Genomic DNA, 16350 nt, shown 5'->3' on the forward strand with positions numbered 1-16350 from the left:
CCGGTGGGCCGTTCGACACGGACGTGTCCGCGCAGATCGGCGCCCCGTCGCGGTTGGTTTACTTTAAACTTACTCTGGAGTAAGTTTGTTGTCGACACCGTACCCCGCAAGTCTGCGTAAATTCGCGCCGGGGCATGCAGACCATTCGGCAACGCAGCCACCGGCGCGCCGAAACCACGACACACGAGAAAAGGGAGAAACAGTGGCAGCCAGCAAGAGCAAGGGTGCTCCCAACCTCTACGGATCGTTCGTACACTCGGCTCCCGGCCAATTCCTGGCGAGCAAGCTGGGCCTGCCGCAGCCGCAGAACCTGCGCCGCTACCAGGCCGGTGAGCCGCCGCTGCCCGGTCCGGTGCTGCTCGGCGGCAAGGGCCGCGTTGCCGAACCGGTGCGTACGCTGCTCTCGGACTACACCTTCGCCGACGCGCCCGCCTCGGGGCAGAAGTACGGCGCGCTGGTCTTCGACGCGACCGGCATCGGCACGGTCGAGGATCTCTCGCAGCTGTTCGAATTCTTTCAGCCCGCCATGCGCAGCGTGGCGGCGTCCGGGCGCATCGTCGTCATCGGCACCACCCCCGAGCTGACCGCGGGCGTGGACGAGCAGATCGCCCAGCGCGCACTGGAGGGCTTCACCCGCAGCGTCGCCAAGGAGCTGCTGCGCGGTGCCACCGCCCAGCTGGTCTACCTGCACCCGGAGGCATCCGCCACCGCGTCCGGCCTGGAATCCACACTGCGCTTCCTGCTTTCGGCCAAGTCGGCCTTCGTCGACGGTCAGGTCATCCGGGTCGGCTCGGCCGATTCGGTGGCCCCGGCCGCCTGGGACAAGCCGCTCGACGGCAAGGTCGCCGTGGTCACCGGCGCCGCGCGCGGCATCGGCGCGACTATCGCCGAGGTTTTCGCTCGTGACGGCGCGACCGTGATCGTCGCCGATATCCCGGCCGCCGGCGAGGCCCTCTCGGCCACCGCCAATAAAGTCGGCGGCACCGCACTCGCACTCGATGTCACCGCACCCGATGCCGCCGAGAAGCTTGCCGAATTCGCCACCGAACGCTTCGGCGGCATCGATATCGTCGTGCACAACGCCGGTATCACCCGCGACAAGCTGCTCGCCAATATGGACGAGGGCCGCTGGAAGTCGGTCATCAACGTGAATCTCGCCGCACCGCACCGCATTACCGAGGGCCTGGTGGCGCGTGGCGCGCTGAAGGAGGGCGGTCGGGTGATCGACGTGTCCTCCATCGCGGGCATCGCCGGTAACCGCGGCCAGACCAACTACGGCGCGTCCAAGGCCGGTGTCATCGGCATGGTCAACGCCGAGGCGCCGAAGCTGGCCGAGAAGGGCATCACCATCAACGCCGTCGCGCCCGGTTTCATCGAAACCGCGATGACCGCGGCCATTCCGCTGGCCACCCGTGAGGCCGGTCGGCTGATGAGCTCGCTGCTGCAGGGCGGACAGACCATCGACGTCGCCGAGACCATCGCCTACTTCGCCAGCCCGGCGTCGAATGCGGTGAGCGGCAATGTGGTTCGGGTCTGCGGTCAGAGCCTGATCGGAGCATGATGACCGAGACGATCACGCTCACCGAACCTCCCAAGAACAGCAGCCTTTTCGTCAAGGCCGCGCTCGGGGCGGTGCCGGTGCCGCTGGTCTCGGGGCGCAAAGCGACGCTGCCCGACCGCGTCGTCCGGCTGGCGGGCCTGCGCGTGGATCCGGATCACCTGGCCGCGTACTGCCGGGCGACCGGACTGCGGTTCGGCGACTCGCTGCCGCTGACCTACCCGTTCATCCTCAGTTTCCCGCTGGCGATGCAACTGGTTGTGGCACGGGACTTTCCGTTCGTCGCGGTGGGTGCGGTGCACGCGCAGAATCTGATCGAGCGCAGTCGTGAGATCTCGGTGAGCGAACCGCTGGACTTCACCACGCACATCGAGAATCTGCGCGAGCACCCGAAGGGCCTGCTCGTAGATGCGATCACCGAGGTGAATGTCGGCCGGGAACTGGTGTGGCGTCAGGTCACCACCTTCCTGCACCAGCAGCGCACCTCGCTTTCGGGCGAACCGAAGGGTGAGCCGAAGGCGGAAGAGGTTCCGCCGCCGCCGATGCGCACCGTTCGGGTGGATCAGAAGACGATCACCCGCTACGCGGCCGCCTCCGGTGACCACAACCCGATCCATACTTCGGCATTGGGCGCCAAAGCATTCGGCTTCCCGAAGGCGATCGCCCATGGCATGTGGTCGGCCGCGAACATCCTCTCGAATGTCGAGGGGCGGATTCCCGAAAAGGCCGGTTACGCGGTCAAATTCGGCAAGCCGATCCTGCTGCCGTCCACGGTGAATGTGTACGCCGATCAGGTCGAGGGCGGTTGGGACCTGGCAATGCTGAACCCGAAGAAGGGGTATCCGCATCTGACGGCTACCCTGCGCTGATTTCGCTTGAAGCCGCACCCCCGACCGGGGGGTGCGGCTTCGCCGTTTCCGACGTCCCCGCGTATGCGGATTCCCGTGCGGCGCACGAATCCGCCTGCCGCGCAACGAGTCGCCGAGCAAATCAGCGCGTGGCGTCGACAGAACATGCGCGGCAGTAAATCGGATGCAGCTCGAAGGCCGATCGGGCTGCGGCGGGGGCGAGAGGGTCAGCAGTCGCAGCCGCAACCGTCGCAGCAGCAGCCGTCACAGTCGCAGCAGTTGCAGCTGCAATCGCCGCAGTCACAGCAATCGCCGCAGTCGCAGTTCTTGATCCAAGCGTCCTTGCGCTTGCCGTTGCACGGGTTGGTGTGGTCGGCGCAGCAGGCGTAGCCGGTGCAGTAGACGCCGAGGACCAATGCCAGCGCCTCGCCGACGCCGGGGCGACGCGGCGGCTTCTCGAATCCCGTTCCCGGCGGCATCGGGTACTGCGTCGTCGCGGTGTGCCGAGATGTGCTGCAGGCGTGAGCGGTTGCGCCGAGACCACGGCCGACCCTGCGCACCAAGGCGTGCAGCGGGTCGAGCAGCATCCAGCGGACCGTGGGGACCTGGTCCAGTTTCGCCTCCGCAACCGCTCGGCGTAGCTGCGAATCCGATTGCCGCAGTAAATCGTAGGCCTCGGGCATGGTGGTGCCGGTGGCCGCGAGCGGATTGAAGCGGCCGCGGATCCGGTCGTCGTCGAAGTCCTCGACGGCATCGGTGAGATGCGCGATCCGCCCGAAATGCTTGCCCGCCTCGTGTAACACTGCGACGTTGTCCGGCCGGTCGGCCAGGACCGCGGTGTGCGCGAAGAACTCCGCCGCGCAGAGCTGGGTCGGCGCGGTCAGCTCGTCGAGAGAGATTGCGCGAGAGCCATTTTCCGATGTTTCGAGGGCCCGGCCGAGCAATGTGTGCGCTGTCGATTCGGCCGATCGGGCACTGTTCGAGTCGGCACCGCCCGAGCGAGTGATGAGCGCACCGCCGAACTGAGGCAATCGGGCGGGTTCAGCCGGGCCCGAGCGATCGGCACCGGCCGCGGCGAGAGCTTCCAGGTGCGACTGCGAATTGATCGCGGCGACAAGCGGTTCCACATCGAGGCCGATCAGGGATGCCTGCGATCGCGCGCGGTCGGCCCAGCGACTCGACACCTTCGTCATCGGACGCCGGGTGAGGACCGAACCGTCACCATCGTCGACGTGATCGCGAATCTTGGCCGATCCCAGCAACAGTGACGCGGTGGCAGCCAGCAGTACGCCCGGCGAATCCGCACTCGCCACCTCGGCGCGACGCATCCCCCGCAGCGCGCACGGCCCCGCCGTGGTCCGCTCGATCGAGCCGGACATCTGTGCCTCGGTCAGCACGCTCAGGACGATCGCATCGGTATTGGTCGCCGCCCGCGCCAACTGCCCGTGCCCATCCCGCAGCCCCAAACACAGCCCACACATATGTGCACGCCACGTGCTCGCATCGATCCCGTACTTCTCGGCCCCATGCGAACACGGCCGCAACATTCCGAACAATTCCGCCCCGTTCCCCGACCACTGCGCCGGTCCACTCTCTTGATCTCCCGCACTCTGGCAGCCCGTCAACCCTGCCGCAAGCCGAGCCACCGCCCACGTGTGCACACCCCCATCACCTCTATACGCGATGTACAGCCGCGAATAGATCTGCGCTGCTACGACAATGGCGCGCTGGGGCAGCCAACCACCACGGTCCGCTGACAGTGCACTCCGGAACACCTGCGTGAACCCCCACCCCTATCCGCGGGCCCACAAATCGAAGTGCGCTGCTACGGCCAGAGCAGCCGAACCCACAGGGCTACTCAGGCGCATGCCCCGCTTTGTCTACCGGACACCGGCTATACGGGTGGGACGAAGAGTGCGCGCACTCGGGAGCGGCGACCGGGCGCATACCGGGCCAGTGCGTTACTCCGCCTTCTTGCGCCCCGCGAGACCGCGCCAGGCAAGGTCGTCCAGGAGGTCGACCGCCTCGGAGACCTCGATGCGGCCGCTGGCTACGCGGTCGGCGATGGCCTCGCCCGCGCCGATGACGGCCACGGCGACAACATCGAAGTTGGTACCGGGTTCGGCGTGCTTGGCACTGGATTCGAGCAGTTTGGCGGTCAGTTCGATGACGCGTTCGCGGGCGTTTTCGATTTCCGAGGCGAAGGCTTGCTGGCCGATCGCCTGGCGGTAGAGCACCTGCCAGGAGTTGCGGTTGCGGTCGACGAATCCGAGGAACCCCTCGAGCGCCGTGCGCACTTGTTCATGTGGGGACAGGTGCGGATTGCCCGCCGGTGCCACCGATTCGATGAAGCGCAACCCCTCGCGCTGGATGCAGGCGCGGAACAATTCGTCCTTGGAGCCGTAGTAGAGGTACAGCATCGGCTTGGAGATTTTCGCCTCGGCGGCGATCGCGTCCATCGAGGTGTCGTGGAACCCCTTACGCGAGAAAACCTCGACCGCGGCGTCGAGCATCTGCTGCTCACGAACCGCCCGAGGAAGTCGCTTCGTTCCGCCCGCCATCACTCTCCTACCACATGGTGAAACTCTTATATTACTCCAAGGTAAGTTCGGCGGGTCGGATTGCGCGTTCGTAAGTTCGGCGAACTATCGGCACTCGGCTCCCATCCTTCGGACCGCGATGTCCTTGGATTCGCGGGCGCAGCTGTTCAGCTGTCCAGCAGAGGAATACTACGGGTGTACGGCGATAACGCGGCTGTACAACATACGAGAGCCACCAGCGACTGCTCGCAGGTCGCTTGAAAAGGCCACTCGTCAGCAGGACTGCAGCGCGCCCTTGAATCGAGCCATCCGCAGCACCGATGCGTCGACCCGCTCGGCGGACAGGCGCCCACTCGATACCGCCTGCTCGAGACGGTCCAGCACCTGCGGCACCGCATCGGTGGTGATCCACAGGGCAGTGTCGGCACCGGCGATCAGCGCCGCCTCGACCGCGTCCTCGATGCTCATCCGGCTCGTGATGGCGGCCATGCCGCCGAGGTCGTCGGTGAAGATCGGACCCTGGAACGGTGCCGCGCCGTAGCCGGTACCGTCGCGCAGCAGCGCCATGGCCTCCGGGCTGATGCTGGCCGGGACATCGGGAGTGGTCAGGCCGGGTACGTCGAGGTGACCGACCATGGCGGCAGCGCCGGAGTCGACCAGATTGCGGAACGGCACGAGGTCGACGCTCTGCAACTGCGTCAGCGGCGGGGTGCGGACAGCGCCGGTGTGCGAATCGCCCGATCCGGAGCCGTGGCCCGGGAAGTGCTTCATCACCGTGCCGACGCCGACCTCGTTCATGGCGCGGATGTAGGCGCCGGCGTATTCGGTGACCACCGCGGGATCGTCGGAGAAGGACCGGTCACCGATGACGGAGTCGTCGGGCTGACTGCTCACATCGACGTCCGGGGCGAAGTCCACCGTGACGCCCAGATCCTTCAGTGCGCGGCCGCGGGTCACGGTGGCGTCGTGGAACTGATCCGCTGTCATGGTTTGGGCGGTCACCCGGGCCGATGGGGCGGCGCCGATCAGATCCTTGGCCCGGGAGACCCGGCCACCCTCCTCATCGATGGTCACCATCAACGGCACCTTGGCGGCGGCCTTGACCTGTTTGATCAGGCCGTCACCCAGCAGCGACTTATCGGTCCAGCCGCCGACGAAAATGCCGCCGACCTGCGAATTGCGCACCACATTCGTGGCGTCGTCGGCACCGGTGACACCGACTGTCAGCAGTTGCCCCAGTTTCTCGCGCAGGGTGAGTTTCGCGAGGAAGTCGGCACCGCAGTCACCTTTGGCGGTGGTGGTGGCTGGAGCCGCGGAACCGGCCGTCACGGCGGGAATCGCGGATTTCGACGGCGCGGGGCTGGAGTCGCCGTTCGAGCACGCCGTCGCGACGGCGGCGAGGATTGCGAGCAGGACGAGAGGCGTCTTCCGCATAAGTCCACGGTAATCGGCGTGCTCTGGACGGTTCGACTCAGGTATGGCTAGCGGCGAGTCGCAGCGTCCGGCGGGCCAGGTCGGAAATTCGGCTGCCGTCGTGGCCGAAGACCGCGCTGTGCAGCCGGTCGTGGAACGGATCGGTCCAGTGGGGCGGGATTCCGCGGGCACCGGCGCGGATTCCAGCGACCGAACCCGCGGTCGCGCCGTTGGAGTCGGTATCGCAACCGCCCTGCACGGTCAGCGCGATCGTGCGGGTGAAATCGCCTGCACCCCACAGTAAACCGGCGGCGACGAGGCAGGCGTTCGGAATGGCGTGCACCCAGTTGTAGTGGTCGTGGCGGCGGTGAATCGCTGCGAGAGCCTGCTCCCATGACATGCCGCTGTCATGGTCCACGATCACTTCGGCGACCGCGACGCGCAACCTGGAATGTGCCGGAATGCATTGCTGGGCAACGGAAAGCGCATCCGATATGGTGTCGGCGGTGAAGGCCGCGGCCACCAGCGCGGCGGCCCACATCGCCGCGCACACACCGTTGCCGGTATGTGAAAGCCCGGCATCGCGCGCGGCCAGTTCGGCGGCGCGCGCCGGTTTACCCGGGTTGACGTAACCGTAGATATCCGCGCGAATCATCGCACCTATCCACTCGCGATAGGGATTTCGATACCCGGCCACCTCCGGTGGTTTCCGACCGGCAATCAGATTGCGGTAAGCGACCCGCTCCGCGGTGTAGGTCTGCAGAAATGGCAGATGTGCCAACCAGGCATCGGCGACATCGGATTGCGTGAAATTCGTTCCACATGTTTCCAATAGGTGCAATCCCAGCACGGTGTAATCGACATCGTCATCGCGCGGTGCACCGTCGATGCGGCCTTTCGCCGATACCGGCCAGGTCGGATTCAACGGGTAATCCGGCGACGGCGGCAATAATGCGGGCACATAGTCGGTCAGCGGATAGGCGTCGGCCCGCTCGAGATAGGCGCGGATTCGCGCGGGCGTCCAGACGAATCCGTTTTCCAGCGGCTTGCCGAGCGTGCAGCCGACGCAGCGCCCGAGCCAACCGCCGTGGATCCGCTCGAACAGCTCGGGTATCGGCGCGACCGGCCGGATTGCCGACTGCGGTGCCGCAGTTCCAGATTCGTCATAACCCCAGTCGGGATCGCGTTCGGCGCTCTCGAGTCGATCGAAAATCGCCCAGCATTCGGCCGGTTCGACATGATCGGCGGCGACGAGCGCGCGCACCTCGGACTCGAACTCGGCCACCGGATAGCCCGATTCGAGCCGCTGCCGCCATTCGTAGAACAGCAGGGTCCGCGGGTCGATCTCGTGCCTGCCGAAGAACACCAGTTCGTTCGCATCGGGCATATCCGCTCCTGGTCCGTGTCGCCCAGTCGGTTTTTTCGGCGTTCAATCCGTTCCCGCAGCAGATTATCCGCGCGCGGCAATACCTCGTGTCGGAGTTGTCCGGAGTAATGTTGTGGCGTAGCCATATGACTCCTACCTGGAGGTCATCGTGCCGTGCGATCTCATGCTCATTGCCTATGACGGTTCCGAAAATGCCAAGCGGGCCATCGAATACGCCGGCCGGTTCCTCGCGGCGAACAGAGCGGTGGTGCTCACCGCCTGGGAACCGATGGTGCGCCAAGCCGCTCGGCTGTCCGGACTCTCCGGTGTGATGCAGCCGGAATGGGTGCCCGACGAGGAGATAGAGGACGTCGCCTATGTCGACGCCCGCAATATCAATATCGAGGGCGTCCGCTTGGCCAAACTCGCCGGTCTCAATGCCGAGGCCCGCACCGCGGAGTGCACGTCGACGATCTGGAATGCCATCGTCGAGACCGCCAACGACCTCGACGTCGACATCATCGTGGCAGGGACGCGCGGCGCCACCGGTATTCGAGCGCTGATGCACAGCAGCGTCGCCGACGCCGTACTCAAGCATTGCCACCGTCCGGTGCTCATGGTGCCGCCGGGTAGGGAACCGCGTCGCTGAGATTTGGGTCGCTCGGGTGGCTCTGCTCCGGGTTTGCGGGGTTAGGGTCGAGGGATCATGAACGGTTTCTTGCTCGCTCAGCCCGGTGGGGTGATCCGCGCGTCGGGGACCCGGGCCACCTTCGACGAGGCGGCGCGGGCGGTGGCGGCACTGCGGGACGGGACCGCCGAGCTGATCGTCGGCGCCCTGCCGTTCGATCCCCGGAATTCGACCGCGCTTTGCGTGCCCGAGCAGGCGCAGCGCACGGTCGGGCCATGGCGGCCCGCGGCGCTGCCTGACCTGCCCGCCGTTCGGGTGATCACCGAAATACCGAGTCCGGCAGAGCATGTCGCGCGGGTGACGAAACTGGTCGAGCAGCTGAACGATCCGGCGCAGCCGTTGCGCAAGGTCGTGGCCGCTCGGTCGGTGCTGGCCGAAGCCGATAGCGCGCTGGAACCGGAGCTGGTCGCGGGGCATCTGCTGACCAGGCATCCGCATGCGAATGTTTTCGCGGTCGATCTGGCGGCCGCAGGCCGGCCGGGTGCGACGCTGGTCGGCGCCACCCCGGAGGTACTGGTCGCACGGCACGGCGCGACCGTCACGCTGCATCCGCTCGCGGGGACTTTGCCGCGCCTCGCCGATCCGGACGACGATGCCGCCCAGGCGCGAGAGTTGTTGGCCAGCACCAAGAATCGCGATGAGCATGCGTTCGTCATCGAGTGGATTCGGGAGATGCTCGCGCCGGTCTGCGCGGAACTCACCATTCCGGACGCCCCGCAGCTGATCAATACCCACGAGGTCTGGCATCTGGCCACCCCGATCACCGGTCGCCTACGCGATCCCGCGACGACCGCGCTCGACCTGGCGATCCGCTTGCATCCCACCCCAGCGGTCTGTGGCACGCCGACCGATCTCGCCCTCGACACGATCGCGCACATAGAAGAGGAACGCGGCTTCTACGGCGGCGCGGTCGGCTGGTGCGACGCGTACGGCGACGGCGAATGGGTGGTCGCGATTCGCAGCGCGGAAATCGCCGCCGATGGGCGCTCGATCCGTGCCTTCGCGGGCGGCGGCATCGTGGCCGCTTCGGATCCGCATGCCGAGTTGGACGAGACCACCGCCAAACTGCGCACACTGCTCGGCAGTTTGCACTGCGCCATCCCGAGCTGAGCGACCCGCGCCCGCTATTCGATTCCGCTATCGGTGGCCTGAACGTAGGTGATCGCGCGCTGCCCTGCTAGGTTGGCCCAGAATGTGCCTGCATCGATGTATTGGAGTGCCGCGATGAAGTTTGCTGTCCCTGGTGTTGCGAGTGCGGTCGCGGGCGCCGTGTTGGGCGTGATCGCGGTGTTCGTCATCACGATGGCAGTGCAGCAGAACACGCGGCCCGATATCGAGCGTTCCGACTCCACCTCCTCACTACTCAACAATGTTGAGTACGGCAGCCGCTGATCCCGCGCGGCGCGAACGATAGGCCCGTAGGCGGCAGCCTGCGTAACCACGGAGGGCCGGTGAGCGTCGCGGATTCAACACAGCCTGCTGCTTCAGCCACCGACTCGTTCGGCTCCTCAGGCGCGGCGCGTCAGTATGACAGCGCCCCGCTGGGCAGGGGCTGGTTCGTCGGGACCGTGGTCGCGGCATTCCTGCTCACCTTTCTCCAGGCGCCCGGCCTGACGGTCGCCGACACCAAATACGATCTGGCGCAGAATCCGCTGGGTTTCCTCGAACGCGCTGCCCACCTGTGGAGCAGTCAGGCCCCGATGGGGCAGGTGCAGAACCAGGCCTACGGATATTTCTTCCCCCACGGCGCATTCTTCTCAGCCGGACATTTACTCGGTATGCCCGCCTGGGTGACGCAGCGGATCTGGTGGGCGTTGCTGCTGCTCGCCGGGTTCTGGGGCATCGTGCGGCTCTGCGAAGTGCTCGGCATCGGCGCACGCGGATCGCGGATCGTGGCGGCGGCCGCATTCGCACTGTCACCGCGAGTGCTGACCACACTCGGTTCGATCTCCTCGGAGACGCTGCCGATGGTGCTCGCGCCGTGGGTGCTGCTCGCGCCCGCCGCGCTGGGCACCGCCTACCGGAACCGGCGCGGCGGTGCAGCTTCACCCGCAGGTAGTGCGCTGGCCTTGGCATTGATGGGTGCGGTCAATGCAGTGGCGACGGTCGCCGCGTTTCTGCCCGCGCTGCTGTGGTGGGCGTCGTATCGACCGAACCGGAAGTGGTGGCGGTTCACCCGGGCCTGGATTCCGCTGCTGGTGCTGGCCACATTCTGGTGGGCGGTGCCGTTGCTGTTGCTCGGCAAGGTGAGTCCGCCGTTCCTGGACTACATCGAATCGTCAGGGGTGACCACGCAGTGGGCCTCGCTCGGTGAAGTGCTGCGCGGCACCGACAGTTGGACGCCGTTCGTCTCGCCGGAGCGGATCGCGGGCGCGGTACTGGTGACCCAGCCCGCCGCGGTGCTGGCCACCGGACTGCTCGCGGCGGCAGGTATGGCCGGATTGGCGATGCGGTCCATGCCGTATCGCGGGCGGCTCGCACTGATTCTGCTGGTCGGGCTGGTCGGGATCTGTGCCGGATTTGTCGGTGAACTGAGCGGGCCGTTCGCGGATTCGATGCGGGTATTCCTGGATGCCGGGGGCGCGCCGCTGCGCAACGTGCACAAGCTGGAACCGCTGATCCGGATTCCGTTGGTGCTCGGTCTCGCTCATATGTTGAGCAAGGTGCCGTTGCCCGCGTCCGTCCCGATGCCGATGTGGCGCAGCGCCTTCGCCCATCCCGAACGCGATAGATCCGTCGCCGTCGCCGCCTTGATCCTGACCGCGCTCGCACTGTCCACCTCATTGGCCTGGACCGCGAAGCTCGCACCGCGCGGCGCCTACGACGAAGTGCCCGAGTACTGGAAGCAGACGGCGCAGTGGTTGTCCCACAATGCCTCCGATACCCGAGCGCTGGTTGTGCCCGGCGCCCCCTTCGGCAGTCAGATTTGGGGACTCACCCGCGACGAACCGCTGCAGGCGCTCGCAAGTACACCGTGGGCAATCCGGGATGCGGTGCCGCTGAACCCGCCGGGCACCATCCGGGCCATGGATTCGGTGCAGCGCTTGATCGCCGACGGCAGGCCCTCGACCGGACTCGCCGCGACGCTGGCCGAGCAGGGCATCGGAATTCTGGTACTGCGTAACGATCTCGATCCGGAGACGTCACGTTCGACCCGCCCGATGCTGGCTCATCAGGCGATCGACGGGTCGCCTGGATTGCACAAGGTGGCCGAATTCGGCAACCCGATCGAGACTGTCAGACCCGACGGTCTGGTCGCCGATGGTGATCTGCGCCCCGCGTATCGGGCGGTCGAGATCTATCGCGTCGAGGCACCGCCCGCGGGCACTCCGATCGAGATCCACAGCGGCACAGGCGCGCCGACATCATTCCCTGGTGCCTACACGGTGCCCATGACCTCGGTCGGTACGGTTCAGGGCGGGCCGGAAGTGCTCGAACGGTTGCGCCGCGATCCCGGAACCGCGCCGACGCTTCTCGCATCCGATGCGGCGGCGGCCGGTCTGCCGATCGGGCCGTTGACGGTGACGGATACGCCGATGGACCGGGAGGCCGACTTCGGTCGGGTGGACAATCACAATTCGGCGCTGCGCGCGCCCGACGATGCGCGCCGCACGCACAACCTCGTGCCCGACTATCGCGTTCCCGGTGCGGAATTGGTGCGCGGGGAATGGTCGGGTGCGACGGTCACCGCATCGAGTTCCGCCGCCGACGCCACGCAGTTGGGCGGCTCCGCGCCCGGCAGTTCGACGGCCGCGGTCGTCGACGGTGATCCGTCGACCGCGTGGATCAGCAATGGCGCCGAACACGCGCTGGGACAATGGCTTCGGCTCGATCTCGACCATCCGATCAGCTCCGGACTGCTGGAGCTGACCACCAGCGCGGCCGCGATCGGCGATCCGGTGAAGTGGGTCGAGGTGCGGACCGCGAACGGGAGTGTGTCCGCGCGGATTCCCGAACCTGGTATGCCGGTGTCGATTTCGCTGCCTGCGGGCAAAACCGACTGGCTCACCATAACCGCCATCCGCACCGAGGACGGTACGCGCGGTGGGCAATTCGGAATCAGTGAGCTGACTCTGGACGACTACACCGACCGGAGCGCGCCGGTGCGGGTCGATATTCGGCATCGGAGCGTGCTTGCGCCCACCCCGGCGGGAGCGCAGGTGCGGGCCTGGGATCTCGGTCAGGAATTTCCCGGGCGCAGTGCGTGTTTCGATGCGCCGGACCGCGTGCGGTGCAGCAAGGGACTTGCCTTGGCGCCGGAGGAACCCGGCACGTTCGAACGCACGCTGTCGGTGCCGGAACCGGTGAATGTGACGCCGCAGTTGACCGTGCGGACTCGACAGGGTCCGGCGCTCGAGGCGCTGCTCACCGACCACACGCGTCCCGTCGCGCGCGGTAAGGCAGACGTCGGCGACCTCCGTGGTTCCGCCTTCGCGGCCACCGATGGGGATCCGCGCACGAGTTGGACCGCGCCGGAGGTTTCGGTGCGGAATCTGGCGGGCGGCAAACCGACACTCACACTGGAATTGCCCGAACCGGCGCTGGTGACAGGGTTGGACGTGACACCGTCGCTCGGCGAGTTGCCCGCCGCACCTGTTTCGATAGTCGTGAATCTCGGCAACGGCCCACAGGTTCGCGAGATCGAACCGGGCGAATCGACCCGAGTCTCATTGCAGCCCACCGTGACCGACCGCATCGAACTGAGCATCCAGACCTGGAAGCCGGTCCTCGACCGCACCGCCCTCGGGTTCGCCCAGACGCAGCCACCCGGTCTCGCCGAGGTATCGGTACTCGGTCCCGATTACCCAGCGCCCGCCCCGGGGGATCGGCTGATCACCGTCCCGTGCGCGCAGGGGCCGACGATTGCGCTCGGTGGACGATTCGTGCACACGTCCGTCACCGCGACCGCTGATGAATTGCGCTCTGGTGCACCGGTTCCCGCTCGCGTGTGTGCGGATTCGGAACTTCCGCCCGAGTTGGCGGACACTGGGGATGCCCGCGCCGGTTCAACCAACCCCGCACTCGGTAATGGCCCGAGCACAGCCCGCACACCGGATGCGGCCGACAGCGGATCCACCGACACGATCCCGGTGGCTGCGGGGCGTGCGGACGTGACGGTCGCACCGACGGATCTGTTCTTCGTAGACCGACTTCGCCTGAACCGCATCGATTTCCCCCCTGCCGCTGCGCCCACTGCGCCATCGGGGCAGCTCCTCGTCCTGCCGCTCAGTACCAATGTCGGTTGGCAGGCGCGCACCGCCGACGGCAAAGAACTCGAGCCGGTCGTGGTCAACGGCTGGCAGCAAGGCTGGCTGCTCCCGGACAACTACTCGAATCCCATCACCGTCTCATTCCCCATCGACCGCTGGTACCGCCTCAGTATCTTCGGCGGCCTGCTGCTGCTCATCCCGCTCATCCTGATCGCCATCCCCCGCAAGCGCCGGAGCCCGGCAACCGTTGGCCCGGAGCCGAATTCGCCCGCGGAAGACCCCACTCGGAATCCGCCTGGTAAACGCAGCCCTGCCGACTCCGACGGTCACGCAGCCGACACCAACGGGAACATAACCGACCCCGACAGGCGCGCAGCCGACACCAGCAGGGACACAGCCAACACCAACACGCACGAAACCGACGCAGATGTCGACGCAGCCGATCACACTGTTTACTACGGAACACCCCCGACCACCTGGGGCAATCGCATTCTCGGCGCGCTCGGAATCGCTGCTGTCGCAACAGTCATCGCCGGACCGGTCGGCACCGCACTGACGGTGGTCGCGCTCGCCGCCACTCGGTTCTCCGCACGGATGAAGCCGAAAGTCCTCACCGCCATCGCGGGCCTCGGCACCGCCACCGCGGCGGCGGCCCTGTCCACCGGGCCATGGCGCGCCGCAGGTGGATACATGGGTGGATCGCTGTGGGTGCAAGTACCCGCACTGCTCGCCGTGATCGCCGTCGGCATCGCTGCGCTGCCCGCCCGGCGTGAACATGGTTGAGGGAATAGCCTCGGATAGGTGACGGACTGCGCGGAGTGCGGATTCGAGTACGACCCGGCCTTGGTTCCCGAGGTGTCGGCGCTGGCCAGGGGCCACGCAGCGGAATACGCGGCACTGCTCGCCGGTGACGGTCGGGTGCTTCGGCAGCGCACCGCGCCGGATGTGTGGTCGCCGTTGGAGTATGCATGCCATGTGCGGGATGTCCTGCTCGCACAACGGGAACGGGTGTTGCTCGCGCGCCGGGTCGATACTCCGGCGCTCGAGCCGATGGGTCGCGATGAACGCGTCGAGCACGACGGGTACAACGAGCAGCAGCCGGCCGATGTCGCCCGACAACTCGACGATGCGGCCCTGCTCTTCGCCACCGTCCTCGATCGGCTGACACGCGCGGACTGGGACCGGACCATCATCTACAACTTCCCGCAGCGCCAGGAACGTCCACTGCGTTGGCTCGCCCTGCACACACTGCACGAGCTCCGGCACCATCTGCTCGACATCCGCCGCCAGCTCGACAGCTGATCACTCCCACCACCGCCCGATCTCGCGATGCCGAGCCGCTACCCGCGCACAGTCGCCGAGCGGAGCAATTCACTTGCCGCGGGCCCGAATCGGTCAGCCAACCGTCTCGTCGCGCGCTTCCGTCACGGTCGCAGCCGAGCGCGCGGCCTTTGCACGATCGCGATCACGCGCGAACCGGCGCGCCGGTTCCTCGATGAGTGCATAGCTGGCCGCGGCGATCGGGAGGGTGATCGCGATCGTCAGGACGAGCACCTTGCCGAAGTTGCCGCCGAACGGCAGGATTCCGAAAATCGGGAACACCACCGAGAGCACCGCGAGATGCCAGAGGAAGATGCCGTAGGACCAGCGCCCGATCATCGCGGCGACCCCGGATTCCAACCAGCGATGTGGACGCGCGCCGGGCGGGCGCAGCACCAGCGGAGCGAGCAGCGCGAAACCGATGATCGCGCCGAAACCCATCTTCGCCGCGTACTGCCAGGGCTCGGCCCGCGTCAGCCCGGCGGGACCGCCCAGGTCCGTGGCAGAGATCAGGAATGCGACCAGCGCGATGCTCCACATCACCGGCTGATTGGCGAGCAGCCGAAGCCGCGGTGATAGCTGATCCCTATTGTCGACGAGCTCGGCGAGCAACATGCCGCCCGCGAACCACGGCAGATATCCGGGCAGCCAATTGTCGGCGTGAATGGCATCCGGAGTCGGGACCGGAATGAAGTTCCAGCCCAGGCTCACGACCGCGAGCGCGAGGATCGCGGGGACGCGCCAGCGCGCGGCATCGCCACGCAACCGCACCGCCGCGAACGCCAGCAGCGGCAGCGCGACATAGAAGGCCACTTCGACGGACAGGCTCCACATCTGGGTGAGTCCATCGGTGAGCGTGAGCGGCACGAATACCTGCGTCAACGCCAGATTCGAAGCCCATACCCGCAGGCCGGCGGTATCGGCCGCACTCGGCACCAGGATCAGCACCGCGGCGACCACAACCCAGTACGCGGGCAGAATGCGCGCCGCGCGATGCCGCAAGTAATGGCCGACCGACGGCGCCGTGCCCAGTCCGCGCGCGACCGCCGCATGCGGACGCCACAGCAGGAATCCGGACAGAGCGAAGAAGACCGCGACCGCCATATCGAACCGTTCCAAAACCCGCCCGAGCACAGGCGTATTCGCGGCGCCGGTCTGGAATGCGACGTGGGTCAGCAGCACACCGAGTGCGGCCATGCCGCGCATACCTTCCAAGGCGGGCACGAAACCGCGTGTACGCGCGGGTGCGGTGGTGGTCGGCGCGGATAGGGTGGCGGTCATCGAACTCCAGTCTGCAGGATGTCCTACCAGCTGGTAACCCCACGTTTCAGATTTCGCGCTAAACTCGGGCGATTTCTGGGTCGAATCCGGCCTCGGCACCGCATGGTACGACATCGGGCTGTTAGT

General features: G+C 66.8%; 12 protein-coding genes. 7 read left to right on the forward strand and 5 right to left on the reverse strand.

Annotation, left to right across the window (positions count from 1 at the left end):
- The first annotated feature begins 202 nt into the window (after window positions 1–202).
- Window positions 203–1561 (forward strand): 3-oxoacyl-ACP reductase, encoded by a 1359-nt coding sequence (locus ACQPYR_RS41795; RefSeq protein ID WP_433625458.1) that lies wholly within the window; start codon window positions 203–205, stop codon window positions 1559–1561.
- Window positions 1561–2427 carry a MaoC/PaaZ C-terminal domain-containing protein gene (locus ACQPYR_RS41800; RefSeq protein WP_433635396.1) on the forward strand — a complete coding sequence of 289 codons (867 nt, stop codon included), beginning with the start codon at window positions 1561–1563 and terminating at the stop codon, window positions 2425–2427. The genes ACQPYR_RS41795 and ACQPYR_RS41800 overlap by 1 nt, the downstream gene beginning before the upstream one ends.
- A 206-nt stretch (window positions 2428–2633) precedes the next feature.
- On the opposite strand, the gene ACQPYR_RS41805 is transcribed toward ACQPYR_RS41800, so the two are convergent.
- The 4 genes from ACQPYR_RS41805 to ACQPYR_RS41820 form a co-directional block, all read right to left on the reverse strand.
- A complete protein-coding gene (locus ACQPYR_RS41805) occupies window positions 2634–3962 on the reverse strand; it encodes a DUF5685 family protein (RefSeq protein WP_433625460.1) in 1329 nt (442 codons plus the stop codon).
- Window positions 3963–4367: 405 nt separating this feature from the next.
- Window positions 4368–4967, reverse strand: a complete 600-nt coding sequence (locus tag ACQPYR_RS41810; RefSeq protein WP_433625463.1) for a TetR/AcrR family transcriptional regulator — start codon at window positions 4965–4967, stop codon at window positions 4368–4370.
- Window positions 4968–5219: 252 nt separating this feature from the next.
- Complete coding sequence (locus tag ACQPYR_RS41815; RefSeq protein WP_433625466.1) at window positions 5220–6380, reverse strand: glycoside hydrolase family 3 N-terminal domain-containing protein; 1161 nt, start codon at window positions 6378–6380, stop codon at window positions 5220–5222.
- Between the two features lie 37 nt (window positions 6381–6417).
- Entirely contained in the window at window positions 6418–7746 is a 1329-nt protein-coding gene (locus ACQPYR_RS41820) for an ADP-ribosylglycohydrolase family protein (protein WP_433625468.1), read from the reverse strand.
- Window positions 7747–7894: 148 nt separating this feature from the next.
- Between ACQPYR_RS41820 and ACQPYR_RS41825 the strand changes: the two genes are divergently transcribed.
- The 5 genes from ACQPYR_RS41825 (at window position 7895) to ACQPYR_RS41845 (ending at window position 14925) form a co-directional block, all read left to right on the forward strand.
- Window positions 7895–8374: a universal stress protein gene (locus tag ACQPYR_RS41825; protein WP_433625470.1), complete on the forward strand. Its 480-nt coding sequence runs from the start codon at window positions 7895–7897 to the stop codon at window positions 8372–8374.
- Window positions 8375–8431: 57 nt separating this feature from the next.
- Window positions 8432–9523 (forward strand): isochorismate synthase, encoded by a 1092-nt coding sequence (locus ACQPYR_RS41830; protein WP_433625472.1) that lies wholly within the window; start codon window positions 8432–8434, stop codon window positions 9521–9523.
- A gap of 114 nt (window positions 9524–9637) precedes the next feature.
- On the forward strand, window positions 9638–9805 hold the full coding sequence (locus ACQPYR_RS41835) for a DUF2613 domain-containing protein (protein ID WP_083898253.1): 168 nt from the start codon (window positions 9638–9640) through the stop codon (window positions 9803–9805).
- 149 nt (window positions 9806–9954) lie between these two features.
- A complete protein-coding gene (locus ACQPYR_RS41840; RefSeq protein WP_433635397.1) occupies window positions 9955–14406 on the forward strand; it encodes an alpha-(1->3)-arabinofuranosyltransferase in 4452 nt (1483 codons plus the stop codon).
- A gap of 18 nt (window positions 14407–14424) precedes the next feature.
- Window positions 14425–14925: a DinB family protein gene (locus tag ACQPYR_RS41845; protein ID WP_433625474.1), complete on the forward strand. Its 501-nt coding sequence runs from the start codon at window positions 14425–14427 to the stop codon at window positions 14923–14925.
- A 93-nt stretch (window positions 14926–15018) separates the two neighbouring features.
- Here the strand turns inward: ACQPYR_RS41845 and ACQPYR_RS41850 are convergent, their stop codons facing one another.
- Complete coding sequence (locus ACQPYR_RS41850; protein ID WP_433625476.1) at window positions 15019–16224, reverse strand: acyltransferase family protein; 1206 nt, start codon at window positions 16222–16224, stop codon at window positions 15019–15021.
- Between the last annotated feature and the right edge of the window lie 126 nt (window positions 16225–16350).

The sequence above is a fragment of the Nocardia sp. CA-120079 genome, from assembly GCF_050955745.1.
Taxonomy (GTDB): domain Bacteria; phylum Actinomycetota; class Actinomycetes; order Mycobacteriales; family Mycobacteriaceae; genus Nocardia.

Coding starts and splice junctions, on each gene's coding strand:
- ACQPYR_RS41815 (WP_433625466.1), bottom strand. CDS start 6,380: ATGCGGAAGACGCCTCTCGTCCTGCTCGCAATCCTCGCCGCCGTCGCG.
- ACQPYR_RS41835 (WP_083898253.1), top strand. CDS start 9,638: ATGAAGTTTGCTGTCCCTGGTGTTGCGAGTGCGGTCGCGGGCGCCGTG.
- ACQPYR_RS41800 (WP_433635396.1), top strand. CDS start 1,561: ATGACCGAGACGATCACGCTCACCGAACCTCCCAAGAACAGCAGCCTT.
- ACQPYR_RS41820 (WP_433625468.1), bottom strand. CDS start 7,746: ATGCCCGATGCGAACGAACTGGTGTTCTTCGGCAGGCACGAGATCGAC.
- ACQPYR_RS41830 (WP_433625472.1), top strand. CDS start 8,432: ATGAACGGTTTCTTGCTCGCTCAGCCCGGTGGGGTGATCCGCGCGTCG.
- ACQPYR_RS41850 (WP_433625476.1), bottom strand. CDS start 16,224: ATGACCGCCACCCTATCCGCGCCGACCACCACCGCACCCGCGCGTACA.
- ACQPYR_RS41810 (WP_433625463.1), bottom strand. CDS start 4,967: ATGGCGGGCGGAACGAAGCGACTTCCTCGGGCGGTTCGTGAGCAGCAG.